Raw genomic sequence first — 26,540 nt, 5'->3', positions numbered from 1 at the left:
GCTAAATTGAATGAAAATTTTCTACAATGGGCATACTAAATAAAAATATTAAATGAGGTGGCCATAATGAATTCAGTAGCAAAACAAGGAGTTTCAAAAGAACTTGCAAGAGCATTTGCAGAATTAAAAAATCAAAAGAGTGGCCTTAAAATAGTATCTAAGAAAACCAAAAAAGCTAGAAAATAGGAATTTATAAGAGTTCCTAATTCTAGCTTTTTTTATTTTGTTATAGAATTCTGTAATTCATTAATAAAGATTTTTGCTCCATCTTTGCTTAATACAAATTTTTCATTTTCATATAAAAAATTGTTCTCATTAATTAAGCAAGTAACCATACATGATTTACCTAAAAGCTAATTACAAAGCTTAGTTCTAACTCCTCCAACTGAAGTCAACGTTATATTTCATTACCTAAATTTTTTTCCATTATTTACGCTATACCATTTACGTTTAAAAAGGATAAACAAACTCATTATTATTCCACTATATTAATCATCACTTTTTTGAACGCACTAGATGAAAAAATTCAGCTGTCGCTTTCATTGAATATAACCTTATTATAGTAAACGAGCGTAGGCAAAAATGCTCCTTAAAAATATTTTTATCAACCTATGCACTATTGTCACTTTCTTATATTTTGCATCAACCTATTTATGGAGTGATCAAAAATTACCTAAAAACGCGTTATACGGTCACTAAAAAAGGACTCTCCGAAATAAAGGGAAGTCCTTAAAAGTTATTATTAGTTTTTAACCTTATGCCCTGCTTGAGCAGTGAAAAAGTAAAAGTAATGCCCATTGTCCGCCATTTCAGTGTTTAATACTCTAATTTTCCAATCTTTGCTAATATAAGTAGATGCATCTAGTGCCGATTGTCGGTAAGTATCTAGCTGTGCGTCTGCATATTCATTTCCACCTCTAGCTAATTGAAACATCGAATTAATCAAATCAATATCGTTAGAATGTTCTACTAAAAATGCTTTATCGTCTCTGTCAATATACACATTAGCTAGCCCACTATAGAACTGTTTAAGTGTGTCCAAATCGCTTTGAATTTTAGCTTCAGCTTTTTTCTTTGCTTCTGCTATGGCCTTTGCTTTAGTCTCTTTTATTTTTCTTTCTTTTTCCTCCTGTGCTTTCTTTAAATCTGCCGCTTTTTGTGCTTCTGCTTTCTTCTTAGCTTCAGCCTGTTTCTTTGCAAGTTCTTCAGCTTTCTTTTTAGCTTCAGCTTTTTTCTTTGCAAGCTCTTCAGCTTTCTTTTTGGCAACTAATGCTTTGTATTCGGGTGTTTTATGATATGCTTCTATCTTTGCTTTCTCGACAGCCGCTTCTTTATGAGCATCAATTTGAGAAGAAATTATTGCTGTAGTTAAACAAATTCCTAATGAAATCAATGATGACCATGCGAATCTTTTCGCTTTCATTTTATTCTTTTTAAATAATTGAATAATTGCAAGAACTAGTAGAACTGGTATTGCTAATACTGATAGAACGATAATAACACTTGTCATTGATGTTCCCCCTATTTTTATTACCGGCCTCTCACCCAGTCACTTTCCTTGTAAGTCCTTCATCTTAGATTTTATACGGTATTAACCGATTCAAGAATGTATTTTTATCGTTACTCAACTGGTAATGTTTTACTTTTAAAGATAGTCTTATTTTTCTTTCCTTATAATAAAACCAATTATAGATTCATTTTATTGCGTTATGAGGGGAAGAGAGTATGGAGCTAAAAAGAATTGATAACGTGGAATTAGTTCAAAGCACTCCTTGCGTTTTCTCAATAAAACCTTCTATTTCATATCCATCTAATATTACAAAGTCATCTTTTTCTTCGATTCTAATTATAAACTCCGTTCTACATCTAATTGATTCTTAAAACAATCTTATAGAACTAATACATGCGTTAGTTCAGTATCAAGAAGGCTGCTTTCGTAGTCTTTTTTTTGTTGTTAACTAGCAGATTAGTTTATAACTTTTGGGGAATTTTACTTGTAGAATAAGGTTAAATTTGGTGTTAAAATCTCTTGTTGTGGAATGTAAGAAAATATTAATAAATAAAAATGAAAAAGGTTGGAACTTAATGGAAATAACGAACGCAAAATCAAAAGTAGCGTTAATATTGGCAATAGTGTCACTTATAATACCAATAATAGGTTTAATACTAGCTACTATTAGTATAGTTATATCAAATCAAAGTTTGAAAGAGATTGAAAAATTCAATCAAAAAGGGAAAGGATTAGCTCGTTCAGCAAAGATCATTAGCATTGTATATATATTTATTGACGGTCTTGCTTTATTAGTTGGTCTAATAGCAATCTGTGTTAACTTTTTTACTAAATAATTTTGTAGTGACTTATACAACTAACGCAATGCGTTAGTTATATAAAAAGCAAGACCACATTTTTGTGGTCTTTTCATTTGCTCAAAAATCAACATTTAAATTTAACAGAGCCTTTTATTTAAATATGTTCTTTGTAATTCATTAATTAGAATCCCTTAGAGGCCAGTTTTTAAAATTCATTTATATATAGTTACAGTATGTGAAATTTCACTTTTTCCTCAATAAAGTAATGAAGTTATTTTGGTAACAATTCATAGGAATAAAATAAGACACTCACTTTTGTGAATGCTTAATGTCAGACCCTTCCTGGGTAACTATTAAATTATCTTCCTTTATCTAAATCTTTTAAAATTTTACACACTTTAATTTTATAGTATTCTTCTTCTGCTTAATACTTTAAACTCATTGATCGGTCTATTAATATCACTTGATAATTCTGATTGAATAAGTTTATCCATTTCGACTTCATTTTCTGAAAAAGCTACTTCAATAATAGTGCTTCTATTAACATTTTCAGCAACATAGTCATTTCCAGAACGATTAAAAATCAAATAATTAACTTCTATCTTCATCATTATCACCTCTTTTTAACCATTCTACATAAAGCGACTTTATTCCTTCTAAACAGAGCCGTTAAAGTCGAAGTTTAGAAGGTGTAACCTCTAATGAATCCAGTTTACATATTAAATTACTTTTACCACCAATGCCTACAAAACAAAGTTAAAAAGGTACAGAGTATCATCAGTAAATCCAAGAGTAGGTTTTTTGAAAGATAATACTCATCTTTTGTATAACCCACTAATGAAAAATTGACCACATGCTACCTAGCTCTATCTGTAACCTTAATGGTGCGTTTTAACTATTTCAGCGGAACCTGTGTAGTATTTGGTGCGTATTATGTTCATTAAGTGATAATCCCTGATGTAATAACGATTATGTGGTGCATTTTATGATGAAATAACTGAAAAAATATATTGATTACACCAGATTAATTGGTGCAAATTGAGAGGAAGTTCTTTCCGATGAAATATGATAGTATCATAGATTATGAGTTTTCCTTTGGAAATTTATAAAAATTTCTATATTTGTTTGGTAACTTTATACGGCAATAGCCTTAATATAAATGCAACTACAATAACTATTATTACACCAATTATTGAATCTCCATCTGGCACAGCATTATTGCCTTAGTGATTTTTTATTATAACAAACCCAACATATAAAAATAACAAACCAATCAAAAGAGAATTACCCTATTACCCTCATTTGTTCTCGCACCTCAAAAATAGAATGAAATATCCAATTATCATTTATTTAAACACTTATAAGTTAATTATACCGAAACAGCCTTTTTTAAGTTTGGGAGAATTTTTCCTTTTCCATAGAATTGCATATAATCCTTATTTAAATAAACTGCCAATTCGTGAAATAGGAGCTGATTATTCAGTCAGCTCCTATTTCTTTGCTCAACTAAAGTATGTGTTCGTTCACACTCTAGTATCCATTATAAGTCTTTTATGTCCAAGACTTTAAGCTTTGTTTATTCTAACTTATGTTAGTTTTCCATGCATTATTTTACGACTCGTCATTCATTTAACAAGTTTAATATCGATTCTATAACTACATGCCATGCATCCGATTTCGGATTAATGATATGAAAGTGGTCCGCGTCTTGGATGGTTTTAAGAATAACATTGTCACCTGCAGCTTTTGCAGCTTTTTCAAACTCTATACTAATACGAATCGGCACATGCATATCAAGGGAGCCGTGTATTAGGACAAGTGGTAGACTAATGGGTAAAAGAGAAATTGGTGAGCCTTCTTTATACCTATTTTGAAGGTCATTTGGAGGTCCACCCATTAGATCGCGTGTTGGATTTTCTCCAACTTCTGAGATCAATTCTTTTAGATGATGAATTTCGTACATAAGGGACAAATCGATTACTCCTGCAAGACTAATTGCACCTTTCAACATCAATGGATTTTTGGTATTTTTTATAATGCTATTTTGAGGAAGCTGATGTCTTGCAGCGGTCCATAGGGCTAGATGTCCACCAGCAGAATGTCCGATCGTGAAAACATTCTGTAAATCAAGCGGATAGGAATCAGCAAGAGTTCTAACAAAATCCACCGCTTGACCACAGTCGAGAAAAGTACCTGGCCAACCTCCTCCTTCTTGCCCAACCCGACGATATTCAATATTCCATGTGGCTATACCTCTAGCCGTTAAATCTTCTGCAAATTTATCGAATTGATCTAGCTTAAATTGTTCTCGCCAAAAACCTCCATGAATAATAATTGCAACTGGAAAAGGGCCATTACCTAAAGGCAACCTTAAGTCTCCAAATTGATTTTTATTTTCTCCATAAGCAATTCGATGCATAATATTCTTTCCTTTACATTCATTTTTTGTTTTATTTTACCCCTTAAATTTATCCTTTGGAAGAATGCCGCTTATTTTCTTTTCATACGATCTCATTTACCTACCCCTTTTTAGATTTCCTTATGCAATTAAAGCATGTGTTAGTTGTACAATAATTGTTTTAAATCAAAAAAATTAAGATTGGTATAAATTAAAAACTTCGTTCCAATTCCAGTGTTCATAATACCAGGTCCCCAAATCTATATTATTAATCCAGATTCTCTGATTTTTGCCATTTTTTCCTGCAATCAAAACGCTAGCTTGCTTTCGGTTCGTTCTTATCCATACTAATTTTTCACCATTATTTATACTTAAAGGATAAAAATCTCCTTCATTTGCTAGTGGAAAGGTGATTTTCTTTTGTTTCTTAGTTTGGAGATTAATCTGATAAATGCTAGGCAATGGTCTCTGTTCAACTTCGATTAGATCACTTTCAACTGATCGTGATACATAAATTTGATTATTAGTTTTCCATATCAAATCACGATCTACATAACCTTTTGGAGTGAAGGTAAACTTAGTATCATTAGACATTTTTATAATTTCTATCTTCTTATTTACTGTCGAAACTCGATTAAATCCTTTAATATTGGCTAAAAAATTAACACTTTTTGCCCAAACAAACCATTCTTCATAAGGTAACATCTCATTAATTTTATGAAAACTAGCTCCATCATTTGATAGAACACAAATTGTATTACTATCAGCAGATAAAGATGCAGTAGGAACTAACAGAAAAGCAATCCAGCTATGATCATAGGACCATTTAAACTGACTTGTTCCATAATAATGATCATTTTCTGCAACTCGTATTGTATAAAAATGTTGGTGCTCATATTGATTGTTATGTTTAAGAATAAATTTAGATAAATCTATGTCCGAATAAACACTCTCACCTACTTTAGTAGAGGTTAAAAATCCACTCCCGTCAGGTAACCATGAAAACTCGATAACTCCAGAAGAAATCTTATGCTGTTGTTTCATAAATTTAACATCAATCATCTTTAATTCATTATCGGATTGAAAACCGAGGGAATTTTGATTCGGTGCCCATTGAAAATTATTACTTACATTTGAAGAAATCTTAAAATGTTTTCTTGTCTTTATATGATAAATCCAGAGGTCTCCTTTAAATAATGGGCTATATTCTTCTTTGACTCCGCTAATATAAGCTATCCAGTTGCCATCATAGGACCATTTTGGAAACCTCACGTATTTACTGTTTGTAATTCTCATTTCACTTTCTTCGATTTTAATCCACAAATCGTCATTTTTTAAAAATGCAGCTTTTAAATTGCTATTTGTTTCCGCAGCAACAAAAGAACACTGTTGAAACCATAATATAAATATTGAAAGAAATATAATAACCTTTCTCTTCATGAAATCTTTATCCCACCTATTTAATACAATTGATTTATTATTCCCCGTATTCACATTCCTACAATAAAATCCGCCTGTTAGGCAGTCATTAATTCAAAATCATAATGATTGAACAATAAAAAAAGATCGACGTAAATGTCGATCTTTTAATCTAACTACCATGGGAGTACGAAATAAACTTCCATTCACTGTTGTGAATCTGAGGATTCATGGATGGCTAACGCATGCATGAGTTGAACATCCTTTAAGCTGCTTCGGTAGCTTTTTCTTATTCAAGTAAATGGCAGTTTAGTTTAATAAGGATTGTCTGATTTCATATGGAAAAATGTAAAATTCCTCCATATTATCTAAGTCGTATGAAGTGTATAATTAATTAAGAATTTTAAAATGGAGGAATTGAAATGCGTTTGGCATTTAATATTTTAATGGTTGCGGAATTATGTTTTATGCTAAGTCTAAATACGAAAAGTGTCCGACAAAATAAAAAGTTAACCAGAGTTATTTGGATATTATTAATACTTATTACAATCCCTATATTGGTGATTAACCAAAAATCATAGTTAAGCCAATAGATAAATAAAACAAATAACTAACGCAATGCCTTGGATAAAGACAAAAACTGCTTAATTACAGTTTTTTATTAAAATAAATAAAAGAGGAAGTAAAATTTTATGGGAAAAAGATTAATGATTTCTACAATCATTGCTGTAATTCTTTCCGTTGTTATTCGTTCCATGCTTCGTGCCAATGGTATTCACAATTTTCTTAGTGAAAATGCAGCTGGTCAAGTATTAATATATTTAGTCATTATTTTTTTGATTTTCTTTGCTTTAAATAAGAAGGCTGAAGGATAAGACTTACCCACCGGACTCGTTTATAGAATACAACGGAATTTTGGAGGGGAATTAGCTTGAATGCTACATTAGCTGTAATAATCGGATTTCTATTGGTAGCTTATTCACTTTATACAAGAAAAAAGAAATGATATGTTCTTGTAAAATAAAGCAAAATAACTTATAGAACTACCATGGGAGTACAATATAAACTTCCATTCACTGTTGTGAATCTGAGAATTCATGGATGGCTAGTCGAGTAGAAAGGAGTCTTTTTACCTTACGGTAAATCGAACTCCATCCCCTCCCAGAACCGTGCTTGCGCTATTAACGCACACGGCTCCTCCAACTTATCATTCACAGAACTCTTCTAAATTCTAACAGACTTTACTATTCTGCTATCCTTAGTAGTTTTGTTTCCATTTATTCTACCTCTGTGTGTAGTAAATGTGTCCCTATTAAGGGTGATACTTTGGTAGCAGCCTTTCCTCCATCGGCATTACCCAACTTCATAGGTACTACGCTGCTATCCGACTCCCTACATCGGCATTTGGTTTCCTTACTTGTTATCGCTTGTACACCATACTCTTCTATTAAATGAAAAGACCGGTAGGGTCTCCCGAGTTGCCGTATCATATCAATGTGTTACGTGCCAAGGTCTCTGACTCCGGAGAGGCTTTACCCTTCTTGCCTTAACGAAAGGTAAAATGTTGCTTTCTGCTATGCGTAAGGCATCAGCCCTCTCGATTTACTAACATTTCGAAGCTCAATCCCTTCAACCATTTGGCTTTCGGCCCGCAACCTAACTGTCTACGCTTAAAGATTAAAGTTACCTTTAATCCTCCAAGACTCGCTACGAGTGAATGGCTAGTTCTTACTCGACGGGAATCCCACCCGTTATATGATACGACCTATGCTCGGCCGCACACGCATGCGTTAGTTCTATAAGAATTTTCTCACCTTCATACTATTCTTGTATTGTTCACTGACAAAAACAGACTTAGTTGTTTTGTTTGTTTCAAAATCATAATTTATGTACTTTTTCTTATTCATCTACCAAGCTGTTAAAAAATATGATAAGAAAAAGGCTGGTGAAAAATTATGTTCGGAGCGATAATTCTTATAATAATTGGACTTATATTTTTTCCGTTAGGATGGTTCTTCTGGAAAATGAATGTAAGTGAATACGATCCATTCCTAGCTCTGCTAATTTGGATTATTTGCTTTTTGATGTTGCCATTAGGTATCCTCGCTCTATTTAATCATGAAATCTTAAATATGGTTTTTGACAAACTCTCACATTTTCGTTTACTGCACCATTAGGTCATTATCAAATCTTTTTATTCAACTCTTCTGCCATTTTGTTGAATAAAAAAGAGCCGATCATAGCTCCAAAATGTTATTCAACTTACGCATTAGTTAGTTGCATAAGGTTTGTATTCACAGTCTAATTAATAGAGAAAAAACTCAAGTGAATTGTTCATCTCCATTTTGTTAATATGGCAATTCTCCTGAATGAATATAATTATTCCATTGTGTTCCTGTAAGCTCACAATTGCCTATGCGAATTTCAACATCTGGAAACCCTGCAATTACTTGTGTTAATGCTATCCATAAATCTTTTCCAGCTTCATAGTTATAGTTTTCTATCATAATAGAAAAACAATTATATTCAGGGTGTACGCCTCTTATAAAAATTCCAAATTGTGTATATTGGATTTTATTAGTTTCCTGAAGAAACCAACCTGAGTAGTCTGGATAAGGAACTTGCTCTGGTAACTTTATTTCACTACCACCATATCTCCAAGAAACAATAAAACCTTTTGCTTCAAGCTGTTCAATCCAAGTAAGTGGTTTTGGTAACTCTAAATTAGGTACCTTTGCATATAATTGATACTCACTTACCCAGGGTTTAGTAATAGTCCGAATATATCTAGGTTCTTCAACCCACAATTCTTTACAATATATCTGCACAATTTCAGGCAAATCTACATCAATTCCTATGCCTTTTGTTGTTTCAATATGAAATAAACCCTCAATAAGGTGATCAGGGTCATATTGAAAATTATTTTTAAAATTTCTTACACCTTTAGCAATAATGGTATATTCCTTTAATACTTTTGGAGTTCCAGCTACGTAATTCCCTTCTACTTGAATACCAATACACATTCTAACTGTTCTTTTGTCAATCTTTTTTATATCTGAAACATACCCTTCTTCGAAATTGAAGTTATCATTAAGCCATTTAACTAAATCCGTACATTTCTTTATTCTAAGTATCCTTTTCCCATTCTTTGACATTTTCTTTCGTAGCCTTTTTTTCATATTCACTCTCCTAAGAAGTTCATTTTTATCTAATAATATCTATTATATACTGAGTTTCTTATTCAACTAACCTGCCATTTAGTCGAATAAAAAAAGCCACCTGAATTGGTAGCTGTTATTCAACTCATGCATCCTTTAGTTGAATAAGGAAATCCCATATATTAATTACTTTGTCTAAATGGTCTGAAATATAATAAATATTATAATCGCAGCAAGTACGATCGTAATAAAGAATTGTTTCCAATTCTGTACTAAAATAGGTTTTCTTCTTATTACACTATAAATTATTGAAACAATATTAATTAAAATCACGCAAGTAATGAAATAAAAAAGATGTCTATGATCTCCATGAAATATACGGTCTAATCTTTCCACTTAAAAATATCTCCCTATAAATAAAAATTTTATTTTTTATTTCAAATATCAATTCAATTTCTTTGTACAAGAACACATTATTACTTTTTTAGCATAAAAAGAGAATAAGCTACCATTAGTAATCCAATTATTATAGCTGGCGTAGCATTCAAGAAATTCCCCTCCAATATTCTCTTCAAAATTCCGATGATTTTCGATAACGTTATCCTTAAATTATCTCAAAATTTAACAACTATAGTTATTGGTAATTTATGTCTTATTGAACTAAACTGCCATTTAGTTTAAGTACATTCCTTCACAATCTCATTACTTTTATAACATAAAATATCCATTTATTTGCCAGTCTATCTATAAAATAACCCTTTAACGGAACAACTTTATCGTCACTCAACAGTGTAATGAACCTTTTAATCCATTTGTTATTGCCCTTCACTATAACAATATCTTGTTAGAAAATGGATTCTAAATTTCAATAACATTACAAGTAATTTTAAAAGACAAATCTCCTTTAAAAACGGTTTAACTTATAATTCAGCAAGTTCTTATAAACCTTTATGAATAGTAACTAGGTAAGCCATATTAAACTTTTAACGCTACTAACATCGATAACATCGTTACTAGCATCATTATCATATAATTATATTTATTGTTATCATATATGTTAACAATATCATTAATAACATACATGTAGATTGTTTGTTTATGATAATACAAATATTCGAGTATGAATTATTTAAAGAATAGCATTTTTATCCAGATTTTTTTATTCCTATATAGATAAATAAATTAACAATAGTAATATTGATCTATTTATAATGACAACTAAATCTGGGCAGTTTTTTGACAACACTTTCGTTCTAATAATATTAAAATCTAAACTATGGTTAAACATTAATAATGTCATGAAATAATTCATATTTAACATATATATTCATTATATGCCTTATATATCGCACTATAAATTACACATATATCATTATATAAAATTAAATTGTAAGTATNNATACTTACAATTTAATTTTAACGTTATCAATAATGTGACTATATATAATATCATTACTGTACACAACGACATATACAATAACATATATAATTATAATAAATTCAAAATTTATAACACTATCAGATTTGACATCATTATAAATTTTACAATATAAATATTAGATAACATTGATTATGTTAAATTCTACATATATAACATTATCATTTTTGACATTATTATCGAACTATTAATATACTTCATTATAAATCTTACAATTCAAACAACATTTATGACAATATATATGTTGGATATATCTTTATTAACAACGACATATACATCATTATCGTTTTTACAACCAAAATATAATCAACACGTTATTCACTATAATATATATGATGTCATATATATTTATATTAAAATCTACAAATATTATATTATTAATGTTAATATTATCATTATAGATTAAACATACATAATTCTATTCTAATTGAAACATAAAGCTATATCAGTTTGATACTTACTGATCCATTTGATATTTTTAAAAAATATCAAATAGAAGACAGGATTTTGTCTATAAACCTAGAAATCTTCTAATTAATTAATAGGAATTAAATAAATTTGCAATAACATTAAATATATCATATACGATGTTATATATAATGACATATGTTATAATGTGTATCGTATATATGCTAGATTATTGATCTTAATATTATTTGTCGTAGATAGATAATCAACATTCACCATTACATTACTCATCTATTTTTATGAAAGAGGTGTTAATCTTGACAGCAAAAATCGTCACATTTGGTATAAGTAAGGGTGGTTGCTCTAAATCGACTAGTAGTGGAATAACCTCCTATCTATTAAGTCAAGATGAGAAAGTCTTGGCTATTGACATGGATGGGCAAGGAAACTTAACTAGTTTCTTGACTGGAGAGTATGACATCTGCAGCGTCTTTGAAGAGAAGAGTATACTAGAAGCAATTTTAAATGAAGATGCCCGTTCTTACATAATTAAGATTAAAGAGAACCTAGACTTAATCCCGGCAAATGATTTTCTCGCAACGTTACCTAGAAGAATGTATGAAAAGGGGTTAAAATTAGACGCATTACAAAAAGCACTCGAACCTGTTATGGAGGACTATGACTGGATCATTATTGATACACCGCCAGCTTTATCTGAACAAACTGTCTTACCGTTAAGTACTTTCTCAGAAGCAGGTAGCTACGCTGTTGTCATGTTTGACGGATCAATGTTTGCATATTACGCGATTCCAAAGTTCTTAGAAATCATTGACGGTGCAAAAGAACGATACAATCCAACCTTAGAAACAGCCGGTGTTCTTTTCTCCTTAATCGATGCAAGGGCTAAAGAAAACGAAGTGATGGAAGAAGCCATTGATGAAGACTACCCTGGACTGAAATTCAATTCTATCATACGAAGGAAAGCTGCGACTAGACGTTTAGCAATCGCTGGATTTGAAGAAAATGCAGAATTAAAAGCAGCCCTAGAATACTATATTCCATTTATTAAGGAGTTGAAGGAACGTGTCTACCAAAATCAGTCTCAAAGATAAAATAAAAAAACCGAATGCTACTCAAACCTTCTTTAATTCATATGAAACAGATACAATTGAAGAGAAGACCGAAAGCAAAGCCGATATCAAACAAGAAACTGAGAACAGTAGTATAAACGAAAATAGCACTAAAAGCGTTGATATCATTAATAAAAACAACGACATAGAAAACAAAACATATGTCAACATTAACAATGATGTTATTGTTAATGATAAAATTGAAGATGAAGATGATGATTATCTTCGTAATCTTGCTTCTGGGAAAAAGACGTTGAAGAAAAAAGAAAAGAAAGTCTTTACTTCTTTTTATATGGATCCCGACTTAGCCACTGAAGTAGATAAGATTGCCGCTAGAGGTCAAAAAGGGGACAAATCAAAACTTATTAACCAGGCTTTACGAAAATTATTAGAAGACTATGGCGTATTGTAGTTTAATTAAAAACTGAGGAAAACTGTAACTTACTAATTTCAATTAATATGTACTAGAGGGGTTAATGATTTGAGTTTACGAATGAACTCAGTCGGTAAAAAAGCTGATCGCTACAGATCAGCTTTTTTTATTTTCTCAATTTTGTTCAGAGAGTTTTCGGGATTTTTTTTCCAAGTTCTATAATAATAATTGAGCCTCACAATAAGTGTTACTTAAGTGTTACTTTATAATTGAAAAAGTATTACTCAAGTGTTATTATTTATATATAAGGTAAATAAATCCAATTCAGGAGATGATTGTAAATGAAATTTAAGATTGCTTCACTAGATGCTGGAAATGATAGTTTAAAAGGTTTTATTGGAGGACTTTCTGAGGAAAATCGTATTTACATACCTAATGTCATAAAAAGAATGGATACACGTTCGATGTTGTCAGATGAAAATGAACCAATTGAAGAACTTCATGTCCATGTCACTTCTAGGGCTTTAAAAGAATCTGCTATCTATGCAGTTGGTAATTTAGCTGCGAAAGAAGTAAATAACGATGTTGTATCTTCTCGTGTTAAAAAAGGGGATTCTGAGCAAACCATCATCCTTCTTCTTACAGCACTTGCACTGGATGCAGCTAAAAATTCAGATAAAGATGTAATTAATGTAAAATACTTATTGAGTACAGGTTTACCGTTAGATGAGGTAAAAGATGATGAAAATGCAAGGACGAATTTTAAGAAAAAACTGATGGAGAGTATGCATGAGGTAAAATTCGAACAAACACCTGGAGGGTTAAAAGGAAAAACAGTTCGAATTGAGTTTGAAGACGTTATTGTAAGTATCGAGGGATATGCAGCAATGATCAATCTAATGATGGATGATCATTTTAATAAGAAGAATCCTGAACTAATATCTAAAAATATATTAATCACAGACATTGGTGGTAACACTAGAGATAAAGCGATTATTAGAAACGGTAAAATTGATAATGAAAGCTCTGAAGGGGATATTGCTGGGATCGGTAATTACCTTGATTTAATAAATAAAGATTTAGACCGTGAATACAGAAAAACCATTTTCAAATCAAGACGTCAACTTGTAGAAAACATTGTACGCGAGAACGATCCATATATTATCAAGCCGGATGGTAAACCTGTTTCAATTAAAACGACTGTTGATAAACATCTACAAACATACGCTCAATTGCAATACAACGATATTGTTAGCACATGGGATAAAGTTGGCGATCTAGATGAAATTTACATTGTAGGTGGTTCAGCAGCTATCATTCGGGAACAATTAGAAGGTTTAAATAAAGAAAGTAAAGGGTATGAATTACATTTTTTAGAAGCAGATGAGAGTATTTGGAGCATCGCAAAAGCATATTTCAAAATCCTCTACATCGCTTCTAAAAATAAAGGGATTGAATTAGAGATACAAAAAGTAGGTGTATAATGAGTGTCAAATAAAAAACCATTAGCACCTGGTAAAACATTTTCTATTAAACTCCCAGTAGAGATAAGTGATAAAACACTAAATTTTTTAAATGAATTAGATAAACGTAATTCAGTAATATTAAATCTAATTGAAGCAGCAGCAAAAGAAGCAAATGAAGAATCAATCGGTGACAACATAAACATAAGTTTAGACTATAAACTTACATTTGAAGACAGAAAGTTATTAGATGATCCGGTTATTCAAAAATCCATTTCTGCATTCGTTGCCATGTTACTTGGTAGTAAAAATACCATTCAAACACTAAGGCTTTATCCAACTAATCCTACTCAGAATACCAACAAAAAGAATACGGATGAAGATTTTTCTGACTTTGCAGGGATGTTAGATTTTGAGTAAACACTAGTTGAAGAAATTAAAATTATGAAAATAATATTGAAACCTACAAAAATGACCGAGTAATCGGTCATTTTTGCATAATTTGAATTGTAAGGAATACAAGAGCATAGAAAACAAATAAATTAGCCCTAACTAAAGATTATTTCCAAAATGTTTAAGTTTTTTAAACTCAGCAATCGACTGCAATTGACGGAAATTAAAACTGCTTACTTGAGGCATTTTTCATCTTCAAACATAAGTTTTTCTGATCGTTATATATCAAGATGAATATCATATATGTTAATATATATTATGTATTAAAGATATACATATATAATATTATTAACATTAAATTGTTATACATATAATATTATTCTTCAAGTTTATCCATATTCTCTAGATTTTTATGTTGTTTCTCCTTGCCAACATGGGTATAACTAGAGGTTATTTCACTTGATGTATGCCCTAATTGCGTTTGTAGCCCAATCAAATCTTTATTTGCTGTCCAATGCTTCGTTGCGAAAGTATGACGTAACTTGTGTGGTGTTAAACGTTTATTTACATTAAATGCTTTCGAATATTTTTCTACTAGATCCTGAATCGATCGAGTAGAAAGGGGTGAGTAACTTCCTTTATATTTAGTGAAAAATACATGTTTTTCATCGGTAGCACAACCATAATTTTCTGCTCTTGTATGCAAGTATTCTTTTAATTCATCCATAGCTCTTGGACTTACAGTGACATATACTTTTCCTGATTGCCCCTTACGATAAACTCCTAATAAGTTTTCCTCAAAATTTATATCTTCTAATTGTAAAAATGTTAATTCAGACAATCGTAATCCGCTGCCTAAAAAGAGCGATAGGATGGCCAAATCTCTATATTTATCCCTTTGGAAAAATCTTAATTGGATAGGGGAAAGGGACTTTTCATATTCAGCTGCAACAAAATCCAAAAAACGTAAATCCTCATTTCCTTTATAGATATTATGTTCAAAAGAATCAGCACGTTTCGCGGGATCTGAACTTACTTTAGTAGTCTCTATTTTTGCAAAAACATTTCGATAAAAGTATGGTTCTTTCGTTATTGGATCCTCTGATTTTTGTGTTAAATAATTAAATAAACTTTTAAGTGCACTAATACGTCTATTAACAGTTCTTGGTTCGTATTTACCATCAAGATAACCCTGATACTCTTCAGCTTCTTCTAGAGGAAGTTCAGCTAGTATCGATATAGGTATATCAACAGGTGAGATAACATCTTTATCTAGTTTATCTAATACCCAAGTATTATCGGCTAAAAAATTGAAAAATAACTTATAATCATTAGCATAGTTAAATAGAGTAGTAGCTGATCGTTTACGATTTTTCTGAAAGTACTTAAACACGTATGGTGGAAGAGAAGGTAGCAGAGCTTTTAATTGATGAAGATGTTTTTCTTGTTGTAAATTTTTCGTTTTCACTTCAAATTGCTCAATATCCTTAAGTGTTTTTGATATATGATGCATAGTATCATTCCTTATCTTACTTTCTTCGACAAAGTTCGCATATAATCCATTTTATAAGCGTACTTATTTACATAATATAATGATTAAAAAGTGTCTGAAATTTTTATGATATGTTGTGTAAATGATTTAAAATCTCCAAGATGATTCTCAATTATTTTTTCTACAATATCAAGGTTAACGCTTTGATAATCATGCACAGCGATATTTCGAAATCCAACCATTGCTTTTAATTTCGTTGAAAGGTCTTGAGAGAGCAGGGAGTTAGCTACTAATAAATCAAACGCATCTCGACTTGTTTGTGGAATTCCCAGTTTTCTAACCGCCACTAAATGCATAGCTAAATCAATACACGCTTCACAAGCTCTTTGTATGTTTAGAATAATAGAATCTTGCTTAGTAAAATCATTAAGATTCAATGGGTTATTGTCATAAACTTCATTTATTCTAGAAATACAACGTTCTATTGTAGAAATTTTATTTAAAATTACTTGATTATTCATAAATTGAACCTCTTTTCTTGATATTTTTTAAGATTTCGATTCTTTCTTCATTCAATTTTGCATACATCTTTAAGGTTTTCATTTCAAAATTTATTCTCCGTTCATCATCTGCACAGTATATTACTTTCCCATTATGTATAATTTCGGCTTGAAATACTGTTGAAGCATTGATTAAATCTATTAAATCAACGTTGTAATTTATAATATTAGCTAGTTCTTGTGATAATAAAAATCGTTCATAATTACTTAATTTAGAATCACTAAGATAAGCTATATCATAATCACTATCAGGTCGCATACGATCTTGAGCTGCAGAACCAAATAAGAAAATAGCATATGGATTAATTTTTTTGATTAATGTATCTGTTATTTTTTGTAGCAATTCTTGAGGGATCATTCAGATTTACCTCCTAAATTATGTAAATTATATATTTTATTATACCACATTTATATACTCAATAAACAACTTCGCGTTTAACTTGAATTATATGCGGAGTTGTTTATTATTATCTATAATCATAATTTAACGATTGGGAGAGTTGCTGTAGTACTCCCCTCTCTTTTAGCCGTAAAACTTCAATAGAATTTGGACGAATAAATACTTGTAATCAAGAAAAAACAATATTTTTACTTCCTTATATGTTGAATAGCCGGCAGTTGTAAAGAAGCCAAGGTAGCAACAGTTGCAGCCCCATTATGTACAGCAGCTGACCATGCACCTACTTCATTTAGATAAGAAGGCTTATTCATGCTCCCTACTAAAGCACTTTCATAGTCATCAATATATCCTTCAAACTTATCGAGAGTTCTACTATTATTTCCAGAGCTTACTTTTCCAGTAATTTTTACATAGTTATGTGACCCCGAACCTAACGCTTGAACTATTTTCTAACTTCATCATTACTTATTCAACTAAAATACTATAGGTTGAATGAAAAAAGGTAGCATGGTCGCCCACACTACCTTTTGAGTCACTTTCTTTTAAAATTCTTAATAAATGTTAGATTACAACCCTAGTTCACTCTTTACAATCTCGAGCGTTTTCATTTTATATTTACTTATAGGTTTAGGTGCATCTTGTATTGAAGGATTTTGCATTAAATAGTTCTTTTCGACGAATGCAAAATCTTTTGCATCTACTTTACCATCAATATTAATGTCTGCATTTCGTTTGTTTGTTCCCCAATATGTCTGAATATATAGCGCGTCCATGACATCGATTACATCGTCTCCATTAACGTCTCCTCCAAGTAATTTAGGAAGATCAATCTTTTTATATTGACCCATCAATTCTCCGGAATCACTTAGCATGCCAATTTTGAAATCATAAAAACTTCTAAAGTGTCCCGGAACTTTTACAGTCATTCGGAGAGGTTTGTCAGTAAGTGCTAAATGTAAAGCTTCAATTTTTCCATACTTAGTAAAGATTTGATTATACGGATTCCCATTAGCATCTTGGACTGAAACATCTGCTCCCACTAAACTGTAATCTCTTCTACTATCAAACTGTCCACTACTTGTTAATAAACCTTCAGCAAATAAAACAGATTTCATTTTTGAATAAGTCGGAACAAAATCAACAAATGGTGAATTTGTGAGAAGAAAATTGCTCTTACCTGATCGGTCTACATATGAGCCGGATGTAAAAACAAGAGAACTATCAGGCCTTATTTCAAAATTATAATCTTTTACTCTATACTTAACCTCAGCTAATGGAATATCTCCATTTAAAGTTTGTGTATTACTATCAGCAGCTTCGAGTGTTACGCTATTTGCTGAAGTTTTTGTGAATTTCATTTCACCTAGTTTACTAGAGTCTGGGTGTATTTCAATGTTTTCAATATTTAAGTAGTCTGAAGCAACACTTAAGTTTACAGTTCCCTTTTTAAAATTGATAGCATTTTTTAATACGATTTCCGCTTTAACTAAATCATCGGGTTTCGCATTATCTTTATCTACGATTGCAACCATGTATGGTGTACCCTTTTTCACAATTTTAATTGTCTTGGGTGTTACACTACCGTTACCTGCAGGATCGACTACAACTAATTTAACAACTTTTATTCCAGTACCAACCGGGACATCGTATTTAAATGTACCATCTTTATTTACAGGTATTTCAATCGGTACTTCTCCTTGTGCTGTATCGTAAACCTTGTTAGCAGACTGGTCAATATTCATACCCTCTGCTTTATAATCCTCAATATTCTGGTCAAATACTGATCCAGTTATTGTAACTGACTTTTGCCCTTCCTCATATTCAATCATATCCCCTACCGGTCCATCGATCGTATATTTAGGCTTTCTATTATCAATTTCTAAATCACGAGTTTCTGTGAACTGCTTACCAGTGTCACTTGTAGCAAGCATTTTAATTTTATAAAAGCCTTCATCCGCTACAACACGGGTTGAACTTATACCAGAAGGAGAGGAGCTATCGAATGGGTAATAGGTACCAGTAAAAAGACTCAAATTAACTAAATCGCCTTCATTTATGCTAAATCCATTTACTGTTCCAAGATAACCTATTTCCTGGTTTGTTCTTCCATCTTCCAAAATGAAATCAATATTTCTAACGTTTGATTTCATTTGAACTTGAACATTTAATCCTTTAATTGTGTTCGGGCTTGAATAAGAATCTCGATCTCGGTCTACTGACAAGCCTTGTGATGACGTTTCAAATACTCCTATCCCTTCCTCAACAGCATGTACAGCAAAAGGAATCTTATATGTTTCCCCAGGATCATTCACATTTGTATAAACAACATATCCCTCATAATTACCTTTCTCTGCTGATTTTGGTATAAAAATGGAAGCCTTTGTATTTTTTTGAGAATTTGCAGCTAGTTTAATAGTTGGCTCAATCGTAACCTTTACGCCATTTTTCTCAGCATCTTTAGCTCCTCTTAGCCCTGTTTGAAATTTAACTGCTACATCAAATGTTTTTGGTTCATCACCTGAATTTTTAACTACAATTTTACGTTCTTCATTAACATCTGCACTTAGATCGACTGAACCAAAGCTAAGTGCACCTGTTTCATCTTTAATCGTTTTTTCTTTTTCATTTTTTATCATTGGCGTTTGATTTTGAACTTTAATTTCTATCGACGAATGAACCGCTTTATATATGTCCGCTCGACCTGCTCCCGATTCAAATACACTATAGTCCTTACTTAATGGATCAGCCGTATTCATAAGAATCGCCTTAACATCACTTGGTTGTAAGCTTGGTTTTGCTTGGAGTAAAAGTGCTGCCATACCTGTGACATTAGGTGTAGCCATTGATGTACCTGAAAGACGTTCATATGCGTACTTATAATCGTTCGGCGTATTTTTATTAATCATATAAGCTGGTACAGTAGAAAATACACCAACACCTGGAGCAGTAATTTCTGGCTTAATATCGTACGTAACACGAGCTGGCCCACGTGAACTAAAATCCGCTAGTTCGTCTGCTTTAGTTTGAATTTGTCCGAGTTCATTAAAAGTAAAAGTACTTGCTGTGTTGATTTTTGATTTCAATGCTAATCCTTGCGCGTTCGTTAATGTGAATGTTGGAATATAATCTAAACCTTCACCTAAATAGGAAGGTATTAGCCCTTCATCTGGATTATTATTGAAAAGTAGAGCAGCTGTTGCACCATTTTGTTTAGCAAACTTTACTTTGTCGCTCAAAGCAATATTATTTCCACGACTTATTAATGCAATTTTCCCTTTGACATCTTTGTTTTTATAATCAGCCGATGCACCATAACCAACGTCTATGATTGAATATGTTTGACCATTTAATTGCTCCGGATGATCAGTATATCCTTTAGCCATTTCTTGTAAGTCGGCAGAAATTGTTTCGGTACCTGATTGAAGTGTACTCTTATATGTATATACATTATTTGGTTCATTACTTGCACCAACAGTCAGTGCAAGAGCTGCCGTACCAGGAGAGCCTAATGTGTACATATCATTTCCACTGTTACCAGCAGCAATTACTGCTGTAACTCCGCTTAGGACAGCTTGATTGATTGCGATACTAGTAGAATATAAAGGATTATTAATTCCTGCACCTAAGGATAAATTAATGACGTCCATTCCATCTGCTACAGCTTTATCGATACCTGCCAGAACGTTTTCTTCTGTGCCCCCACCATAAGGTCCTAATACACGATAAGCATATAAATCTACATCAGGAGCGATACCTTCCATTTTGATGTCACCGTCATTTTTCCCTTGTCCAGCGATAATTCCTGCTACATGCGTTCCATGTTCAGTATAATATGGTGCACCTGTTGCCCAGAAAAATTCTGCCCATCCAGATTTTTTCCAATCTTCATATGTTGCTTCCATCGGATCGTTATCATTATTAACAAAATCATATCCACCTTTATAAACATCCTTTAAATCTGGATGATTATAGTCAATACCAGTGTCAATAACTCCAACTTTAATACCTTTTCCAGTAATACCTTCTTGGTGAAGTTTATCAACCCCTAGAAATGAAAGAGCTGATTTATTGCTCGATCCTCCAGTTTGCATTTCTTCTTGTGTATTATCAATTTCGGCATGTACTTCTTCATTACTCCATATTGCTTTTACAGCTTTCGATTTTAATAGGTTTTTAATTTGATTTGCTGGAAGACTCATTGAAACACCATTAAATGCATATTTAAATGAACGTTTAACTTTATAATTTACATTTTTACTATTGTCATTTGTTAATACTTGTCCTAAGTCATTCACAAAAGTTGAATGATCTTGATCAACTAGATTTGACGCTTCGTTCATTGTTAATGACTGGCCTTTTAAGCTTGATTCAACATGTGCAATTTTTGCGGGTTTATTCTTAAATTCAACAATTACACTCGTTTGGGTAGTAGAATCTAAATCGATATCAGGATTTACTTGAAGTCCCGTTTCATTACTCGTTGAAAGCTGATGAAGTGCTGCCCTCTCGGCTGGTGATAAATTCGCTAGCATTTCATCTACTTTCGAATAAGTTGCAGCTTTTGATGAGATTGTTACATGACCTAAAGAGCCAAGAATAAAGCTGGACGATAACGCTAACACTGAAAAGCTTTTGACAATCTTGCTTCTAGAAATATTTTTTCCCATTTTCTACCTCCTATTTTTTTAAAAAAACCACTTTTATTATCGAATATTCTAAATATTCATTCATTCTAGGTATTCATGTCCTATTAAATCAACCGTTTAAATAATTTTCGACGAAGTTTCCCCTTCATTTTACATTCTCCTCCTAGTATCCTTTAACGCAAGTAAAATCTAATGACGACTGCTTATATGAATCTATTAAATATAATTTTTAATGTTCATACTCAATCCTTCACAAAAAGTTACTTTACAAAACCTATTATCAAGAATATTCAGAATTTTTTCAATTGGGTTATAAAATTCTTGTATTTAGAGAGTATTTAGAGGAATAATCCAAATTCTCAACGATGTTCGACATAATTTTCGGAGAAAGTTTATAAACTTTGTATAATATAATCTTTTATACAAGGAATGACTTTGTTAAATAGTTCTAAGGATTATGCTCCATTTCCCAAAAGCAGTTTATAGTTTATCTGAATTACGACCTGAGCAGTTTAATTAAAAAAAGCTGTCAGCCTTACAAGGCTGACAGCTTTTTTTGTTTGAAGATTTCATCTTTACAAGTTACCAAGAAAGGAATCTACTTTATTATGAGCAATCAAAATAATTTCCATGAATGTCTAAAATAGTCTTTGGATTGGAATCAAAAATATTAGATCATATTATCTAACACTTTCTAATTTCTCCTCAAATGGCCACGACGGAAGCATTTTGCTTATCGTTTTATCTTCTCGATACCCTAAAGCATATTCTGCCTGCATAATCGTGTGAATTTCCCTAGTTCCTTCATATATAACTGGTGCCTTTGCATTTCGTAAGAATCTTTCCACCGGATATTCATTGGAATATCCATAAGCACCATGTATTTGAACGGCATCACTCGCTGCCTCAAATCCAGCATCACATGAGATCCATTTAGCAAGTGAGGTTTCTTGTGTATTGCGTTTTCCTTCATTTTTCAAACATCCCGCACGATAAACAAGTAAGCGAGAGATTTCCAGATTTGCAGACATTTTGGCAATCATTTGTTGGACCAATTGATGTTTTCCAATTTCTTTTCCAAATGTCTTACGTTCATGACAGTATTTAATACTTTCTTCTAAACACGCATTAATTAGACCACAAGCACCTGCTGCAACCGTAAATCTTCCATTATCCAACGCAGCCATTGCAATTTTAAAGCCTTCACCTTCTTGGCCCAACAAATTTTCTGCCGGTACGTGTACTTCCTCTAAGAAAACTTCACCCGTATTTCCTGCACGAATTCCTAATTTTCCTTTAATCGCCTTTGTTGTAACACCTGGAAAAGTACGCTCAACAATAAAGCAGCTAATACCATGGTGCGCCTTATCTTTATCCGTTTTGGCAAAAATTAAGAAATGATCTGCTACATCACATAAGGAAATCCAGGTTTTAGAACCGTTTAAGATATAATGATTACCTTCTCGTCTTGCTGTAGTTTGCATTGCCGCAACATCTGAACCTGCATTCGGCTCAGTTAGACCAAAAGCTCCTATTTTTTCTCCACGAGCTTGCGGAACTAGATATTTTTCTTTTTGAAATTCATTGCCCCATTGCAACAATGTCATACTATTTAAACCTGTATGAACCGAAACTGCAGTACGGAATGCGGTATCTCCACGTTCTAACTCTTCACAAACAATCGCAAGGGTATTATAATCCATTCCGACACCGCCATATTTCTCTGGAATACACACACCCATCAGCTCTAAATCAGCTAATCGTTTTAAGACATTTCTTTCAAAATGTCCCTTCTCATCCCATTCTTGAATAAAAGGATTAATCTCACGATCAACAAATTTACGGACCATTTTTTTTACGGATTCTTGTTCTTCTGTTAATGAAAAATTCAACATGCTAAGTTCCTCCAGATAATTTATTTTAAATAAAGAATTATTTATTATTTAATTTTCTAAATACAACAAAATAGTCTAGATATGTTCATATTAAAACAGGCTTATTGCCCCGTAAATTGTGGTTTTCTCCGTTCGCTAAACGCACTAAGAGCTTCTATACGGTCTACTGTGGGAATCGTAAGTTCATATGCCTTGGCCTCAATAGCAAGTCCAGTTTGCAAATCTGTATTCATTCCATGAGTGATGGCATATTTCGCCTGTTTTAATGCAACCGGACCATTTTTCATCATATCTGCCGCCAATTCTTCACAAACAGCCTTTAGACTGTTACGCGGGACCACTTTTAAAAAGATGCCTAAATCAAGTGCCTCTTTTGCTGTCAACTTTTTAGCAGTAAAGATCAGCTCTTTTGCTTTTGTTTCACCGATTAACCTCGGTAGTCGCTGTGTACCGCCAGCGCCTGGGATGATTGCCCAACTTGTTTCCGTTAATCCCACTAAAGTTTCTGGGACTGCTATGGAAAAATCACACGACAATAGCCATTCAAAACCTCCACCTAGTGCATAGCCATTAACGGCTGCAATTGTCGGCTGAGGAAGTCCTGCAATACTATTAAACAATTCTCGAATTGCTTTGACATTTCTTTTTACTTCCACTTCATCTAACGACTTTCTTTCTTTCAAATCCACTCCAGCACTGAAAGCTTTATCGCCCGTTCCGGTGAAAATAACAACACGTATACCTTCGTTAGTATAAATCGCATCTACTACTTCCTGCAGTTCAACTAGAGTCTCATAATTAAAACAATTCAACACTTCAGGACGATTTACTGTGACATAACCGATATTATTTTCCACTTTAAAGAGTACGTTGGTCATGAGAATTCCCTCCTATTACTTAAAACAATATCCCTTAACGGACCGAGATTTATTTTTAATCTTCCGTTTTTTCAATGATTGCAGATATGCCTTGTCCAACACCGACACACATGGTAGCTAGTCCATACTGGACATTTCGCTTTTTCATCTCGTGAAGTAATGTTGTTAAAATACGTGCTCCACTCGCTCCAAGCGGATGACCTAATGCAATTGCACCACCGTTTACATTAACTTTTTCTGGATCTAACTTTAATTGGCGGATACATTCAAGTGATTGGGAAGCGAAGGCCTCGTTTAATTCAATAAGTCCAATATCGTCTATTTTCAAATTTGCCCTTTCTAATGCTTTGCGGGTTGAATAAATTGGACCTAGCCCCATAACAGATGGTTCCAAACCGGCAACTGCTCCGACTACATATTTGGCTAGAGGCTTTAATCTGAGTTCCTTAGCCTTTTCTGCACTCATTAATAGTAATGCGGAAGCTCCGTCATTCACCCCAGAAGCATTACCGGCCGTTACAGTACCATCTTCAAAAAGTGGTTTCAGTTTTCCGAGTTTTTCAATCGTTGTATCCGAGCGAGGATGCTCGTCTTGATCAAAAACTACCTCGTTCCCTCTTCGGTCCGTAAATCTAACAGGGACAACTTCATTTGCGAATCGTTCATTTTCAATTGAGCGTTTTGTTTTCTGCTGGCTTTGAAATGCGAATTGATCTTGATCTTCTCGAGAAACAGAGAAGCTCTTGGCAATATTTTCTGCTGTTTGCGGCATTGAGTCTGTTCCATACATCTCTTCTAGCTTGTTATTTGTAAAACGCCATCCAATCGTTGTATCCATAAGCTCCAATGATCCTCGCGGAAAATCACTTTCAGGTTTTGCCATGACATAAGGGGCTCTCGTCATGCTTTCCGTCCCTCCAGCTATGTAGATATCGCCTTCTCCTGCAGCAATGGATTTGGCAGCGTACATAACAGCATCAAGTCCAGAACCACATAAGCGGTTAATTGTAGTTCCGGCCACACTCACAGGAAGTCCTGCAAGTAGAGCTGACATTCTCGCTACATTGCGATTATCTTCACCAGCTTGATTGGCATTACCAAAAATTACATCCTCAATTTGTTCTGACGGTAGATTAGGATTTCGTTCAATTAGTGCCTTAATGACGATTGCTCCCAAATCATCCGGACGCACACTCTTTAACGCACCTTTGTACCTTCCAATTGGCGTTCTAACAGCATCTATAATCACTACTTCTCTCATTTGCCAACCAACTCTTCTTTCTTCGCATAGTCATATACACCTTTACCAGATTTACGACCAAGACGCCCCGCCTTTACATACTGTTCAAGTAAAGGAGCTGGACGATATTTTTCGCCCAATTTTTCATGTAGATAGTTTAAATTATTCAGACGTGCATCAAGACCGACCATGTCTGCCAATTCAAAGGGACCCATCGGATACCTAAGCCCTAGTTTAATCGCTTTATCAATTTCTTCTGGTGTACCTAGTCCTTCTTGAAGCATATAAAAGGCTTCATTACCAACTAGTGCACTAATTCGGCTTGTCACAAATCCAGGGAATTCATTAATAACAACCGTTTCTTTTCCCATCTCTTCTGCTAATTTTTTGATAGCTTCCGCAGTTTCATCGCTCGTTTCAAGGCCGCGAATAATCTCAACTAGCGGCATTTTATGTACTGGGTTAAAAAAGTGCATTGCTATGGTCAAAGCGGGACGTTTTGCATAAGAAGCAATTTCCGTTGGGCTCATTGTAGAAGTATTCGTTGCAAAAATGCAATGAGCTGGTGCGAATCGTTCGATCGTTTCAAACACCTGTTTTTTAATTTCAGCTTTTTCAGTAACCGCCTCGATAATGACATCAGCAGTAGAAGCTGCTTTTTGCAAATCAGTCAAATAAGATAGGTTCACTTTCGCCTGCTGCTCCTGTACTTTTGTAAGCTTTCCTCTTAAAAGTGCATTTTCAAATATAGTACTCAATTCAGCTTCAGCATTTTTAATTGCAGCTTCATTGATATCAACTAAAGTAACAGTCAAACCACTAACAGCTCCGGTATATGCAATTCCTCGTCCCATAACGCCTGAACCAACGACAACCAAATTTTTCATTATTTCTCCTCCTAATTCTAATCATGTTGATTCATATTAATAAATTGATAAA

Annotated in this window: 21 protein-coding genes; 6 read left to right on the top strand and 15 right to left on the bottom strand. The window is 32.9% G+C overall.

The window, feature by feature from the left end; genetic code table 11:
• Positions 1 to 218 precede the first annotated feature (218 nt).
• On the bottom strand, positions 219 to 335 hold the full coding sequence (locus COJ46_RS25180) for a hypothetical protein (RefSeq protein ID WP_176522461.1): 117 nt from the start codon (positions 333 to 335) through the stop codon (positions 219 to 221).
• A 407-nt stretch (positions 336 to 742) separates the two neighbouring features.
• A complete protein-coding gene (locus COJ46_RS01415; protein WP_097974346.1) occupies positions 743 to 1,510 on the bottom strand; it encodes a hypothetical protein in 768 nt (255 codons plus the stop codon).
• 575 nt (positions 1,511 to 2,085) lie between these two features.
• Here COJ46_RS01415 and COJ46_RS01410 point away from each other — a divergent pair.
• A complete protein-coding gene (locus tag COJ46_RS01410) occupies positions 2,086 to 2,346 on the top strand; it encodes a DUF4190 domain-containing protein (protein WP_141437762.1) in 261 nt (86 codons plus the stop codon).
• Positions 2,347 to 2,714: 368 nt separating this feature from the next.
• Here the strand turns inward: COJ46_RS01410 and COJ46_RS01405 are convergent, their stop codons facing one another.
• The 3 genes from COJ46_RS01405 to COJ46_RS01395 all read right to left on the bottom strand — a co-directional run bounded on the left by COJ46_RS01405 (position 2,715) and on the right by COJ46_RS01395 (position 6,148).
• Positions 2,715 to 2,918 carry a hypothetical protein gene (locus COJ46_RS01405; RefSeq protein ID WP_097974349.1) on the bottom strand — a complete coding sequence of 68 codons (204 nt, stop codon included), beginning with the start codon at positions 2,916 to 2,918 and terminating at the stop codon, positions 2,715 to 2,717.
• A 1,013-nt stretch (positions 2,919 to 3,931) separates the two neighbouring features.
• Entirely contained in the window at positions 3,932 to 4,729 is a 798-nt protein-coding gene (locus COJ46_RS01400) for an alpha/beta hydrolase family protein (protein ID WP_097974351.1), read from the bottom strand.
• A 174-nt stretch (positions 4,730 to 4,903) separates the two neighbouring features.
• Positions 4,904 to 6,148, bottom strand: coding sequence for a hypothetical protein (locus COJ46_RS01395; RefSeq protein ID WP_097974353.1), 1,245 nt, complete (start codon positions 6,146 to 6,148; stop codon positions 4,904 to 4,906).
• 671 nt (positions 6,149 to 6,819) lie between these two features.
• Here COJ46_RS01395 and COJ46_RS01390 point away from each other — a divergent pair.
• On the top strand, positions 6,820 to 7,002 hold the full coding sequence (locus COJ46_RS01390) for a hypothetical protein (RefSeq protein WP_097974354.1): 183 nt from the start codon (positions 6,820 to 6,822) through the stop codon (positions 7,000 to 7,002).
• Between the two features lie 1,473 nt (positions 7,003 to 8,475).
• Here the strand turns inward: COJ46_RS01390 and COJ46_RS01380 are convergent.
• Positions 8,476 to 9,306: a hypothetical protein gene (locus COJ46_RS01380; protein WP_097974358.1), complete on the bottom strand. Its 831-nt coding sequence runs from the start codon at positions 9,304 to 9,306 to the stop codon at positions 8,476 to 8,478.
• Between the two features lie 2,142 nt (positions 9,307 to 11,448).
• On the opposite strand from COJ46_RS01380, the gene COJ46_RS01370 reads away from it, so the two are divergent.
• From COJ46_RS01370 to COJ46_RS01355, 4 genes are all read left to right on the top strand, one after another.
• Positions 11,449 to 12,243 carry a ParA family protein gene (locus COJ46_RS01370; protein ID WP_286133459.1) on the top strand — a complete coding sequence of 265 codons (795 nt, stop codon included), beginning with the start codon at positions 11,449 to 11,451 and terminating at the stop codon, positions 12,241 to 12,243.
• On the top strand, positions 12,215 to 12,673 hold the full coding sequence (locus COJ46_RS01365; protein WP_097974363.1) for a ribbon-helix-helix domain-containing protein: 459 nt from the start codon (positions 12,215 to 12,217) through the stop codon (positions 12,671 to 12,673). Before COJ46_RS01370 ends, COJ46_RS01365 begins: the two co-directional genes overlap by 29 nt.
• A gap of 302 nt (positions 12,674 to 12,975) precedes the next feature.
• Entirely contained in the window at positions 12,976 to 14,118 is a 1,143-nt protein-coding gene (locus COJ46_RS01360; protein ID WP_097974365.1) for a ParM/StbA family protein, read from the top strand.
• 3 nt (positions 14,119 to 14,121) lie between these two features.
• Positions 14,122 to 14,517 carry a hypothetical protein gene (locus tag COJ46_RS01355; RefSeq protein ID WP_097974366.1) on the top strand — a complete coding sequence of 132 codons (396 nt, stop codon included), beginning with the start codon at positions 14,122 to 14,124 and terminating at the stop codon, positions 14,515 to 14,517.
• Between the two features lie 349 nt (positions 14,518 to 14,866).
• Here COJ46_RS01355 and xerS read toward each other — a convergent pair whose 3' ends face one another.
• The 9 genes from xerS to COJ46_RS01315 form a co-directional block, all read right to left on the bottom strand.
• Entirely contained in the window at positions 14,867 to 16,003 is a 1,137-nt protein-coding gene (gene xerS, locus COJ46_RS01350) for a tyrosine recombinase XerS (RefSeq protein WP_097974368.1), read from the bottom strand.
• A gap of 83 nt (positions 16,004 to 16,086) precedes the next feature.
• Complete coding sequence (gene hepT / locus COJ46_RS01345; protein ID WP_097974370.1) at positions 16,087 to 16,503, bottom strand: type VII toxin-antitoxin system HepT family RNase toxin; 417 nt, start codon at positions 16,501 to 16,503, stop codon at positions 16,087 to 16,089.
• Positions 16,496 to 16,900 carry a type VII toxin-antitoxin system MntA family adenylyltransferase antitoxin gene (gene mntA / locus COJ46_RS01340; protein ID WP_097974371.1) on the bottom strand — a complete coding sequence of 135 codons (405 nt, stop codon included), beginning with the start codon at positions 16,898 to 16,900 and terminating at the stop codon, positions 16,496 to 16,498. Before mntA ends, hepT begins: the two co-directional genes overlap by 8 nt.
• 230 nt (positions 16,901 to 17,130) lie before the next feature.
• Positions 17,131 to 17,253 carry a hypothetical protein gene (locus tag COJ46_RS24835; protein WP_286133460.1) on the bottom strand — a complete coding sequence of 41 codons (123 nt, stop codon included), beginning with the start codon at positions 17,251 to 17,253 and terminating at the stop codon, positions 17,131 to 17,133.
• Between the two features lie 255 nt (positions 17,254 to 17,508).
• A complete protein-coding gene (locus tag COJ46_RS01335; protein ID WP_097974373.1) occupies positions 17,509 to 21,609 on the bottom strand; it encodes a S8 family serine peptidase in 4,101 nt (1,366 codons plus the stop codon).
• Positions 21,610 to 22,268: 659 nt separating this feature from the next.
• Positions 22,269 to 23,480, bottom strand: a complete 1,212-nt coding sequence (locus COJ46_RS01330; protein WP_097974494.1) for an acyl-CoA dehydrogenase family protein — start codon at positions 23,478 to 23,480, stop codon at positions 22,269 to 22,271.
• A gap of 104 nt (positions 23,481 to 23,584) precedes the next feature.
• Positions 23,585 to 24,361 (bottom strand): enoyl-CoA hydratase-related protein, encoded by a 777-nt coding sequence (locus COJ46_RS01325; protein ID WP_097974374.1) that lies wholly within the window; start codon positions 24,359 to 24,361, stop codon positions 23,585 to 23,587.
• 55 nt (positions 24,362 to 24,416) lie between these two features.
• Complete coding sequence (locus tag COJ46_RS01320) at positions 24,417 to 25,622, bottom strand: acetyl-CoA C-acyltransferase (RefSeq protein ID WP_097974376.1); 1,206 nt, start codon at positions 25,620 to 25,622, stop codon at positions 24,417 to 24,419.
• On the bottom strand, positions 25,619 to 26,491 hold the full coding sequence (locus COJ46_RS01315) for a 3-hydroxyacyl-CoA dehydrogenase (RefSeq protein WP_097974378.1): 873 nt from the start codon (positions 26,489 to 26,491) through the stop codon (positions 25,619 to 25,621). Before COJ46_RS01315 ends, COJ46_RS01320 begins: the two co-directional genes overlap by 4 nt.
• Positions 26,492 to 26,540: the final 49 nt, after the last annotated feature.

This window comes from Bacillus sp. AFS077874, from assembly GCF_002566505.1.
Lineage (GTDB): Bacteria > Bacillota > Bacilli > Bacillales > Bacillaceae_G > Gottfriedia.
Note: the sequence above shows the minus strand (reverse complement) of the source record. Positions and strands in the feature narration are given on the sequence as shown.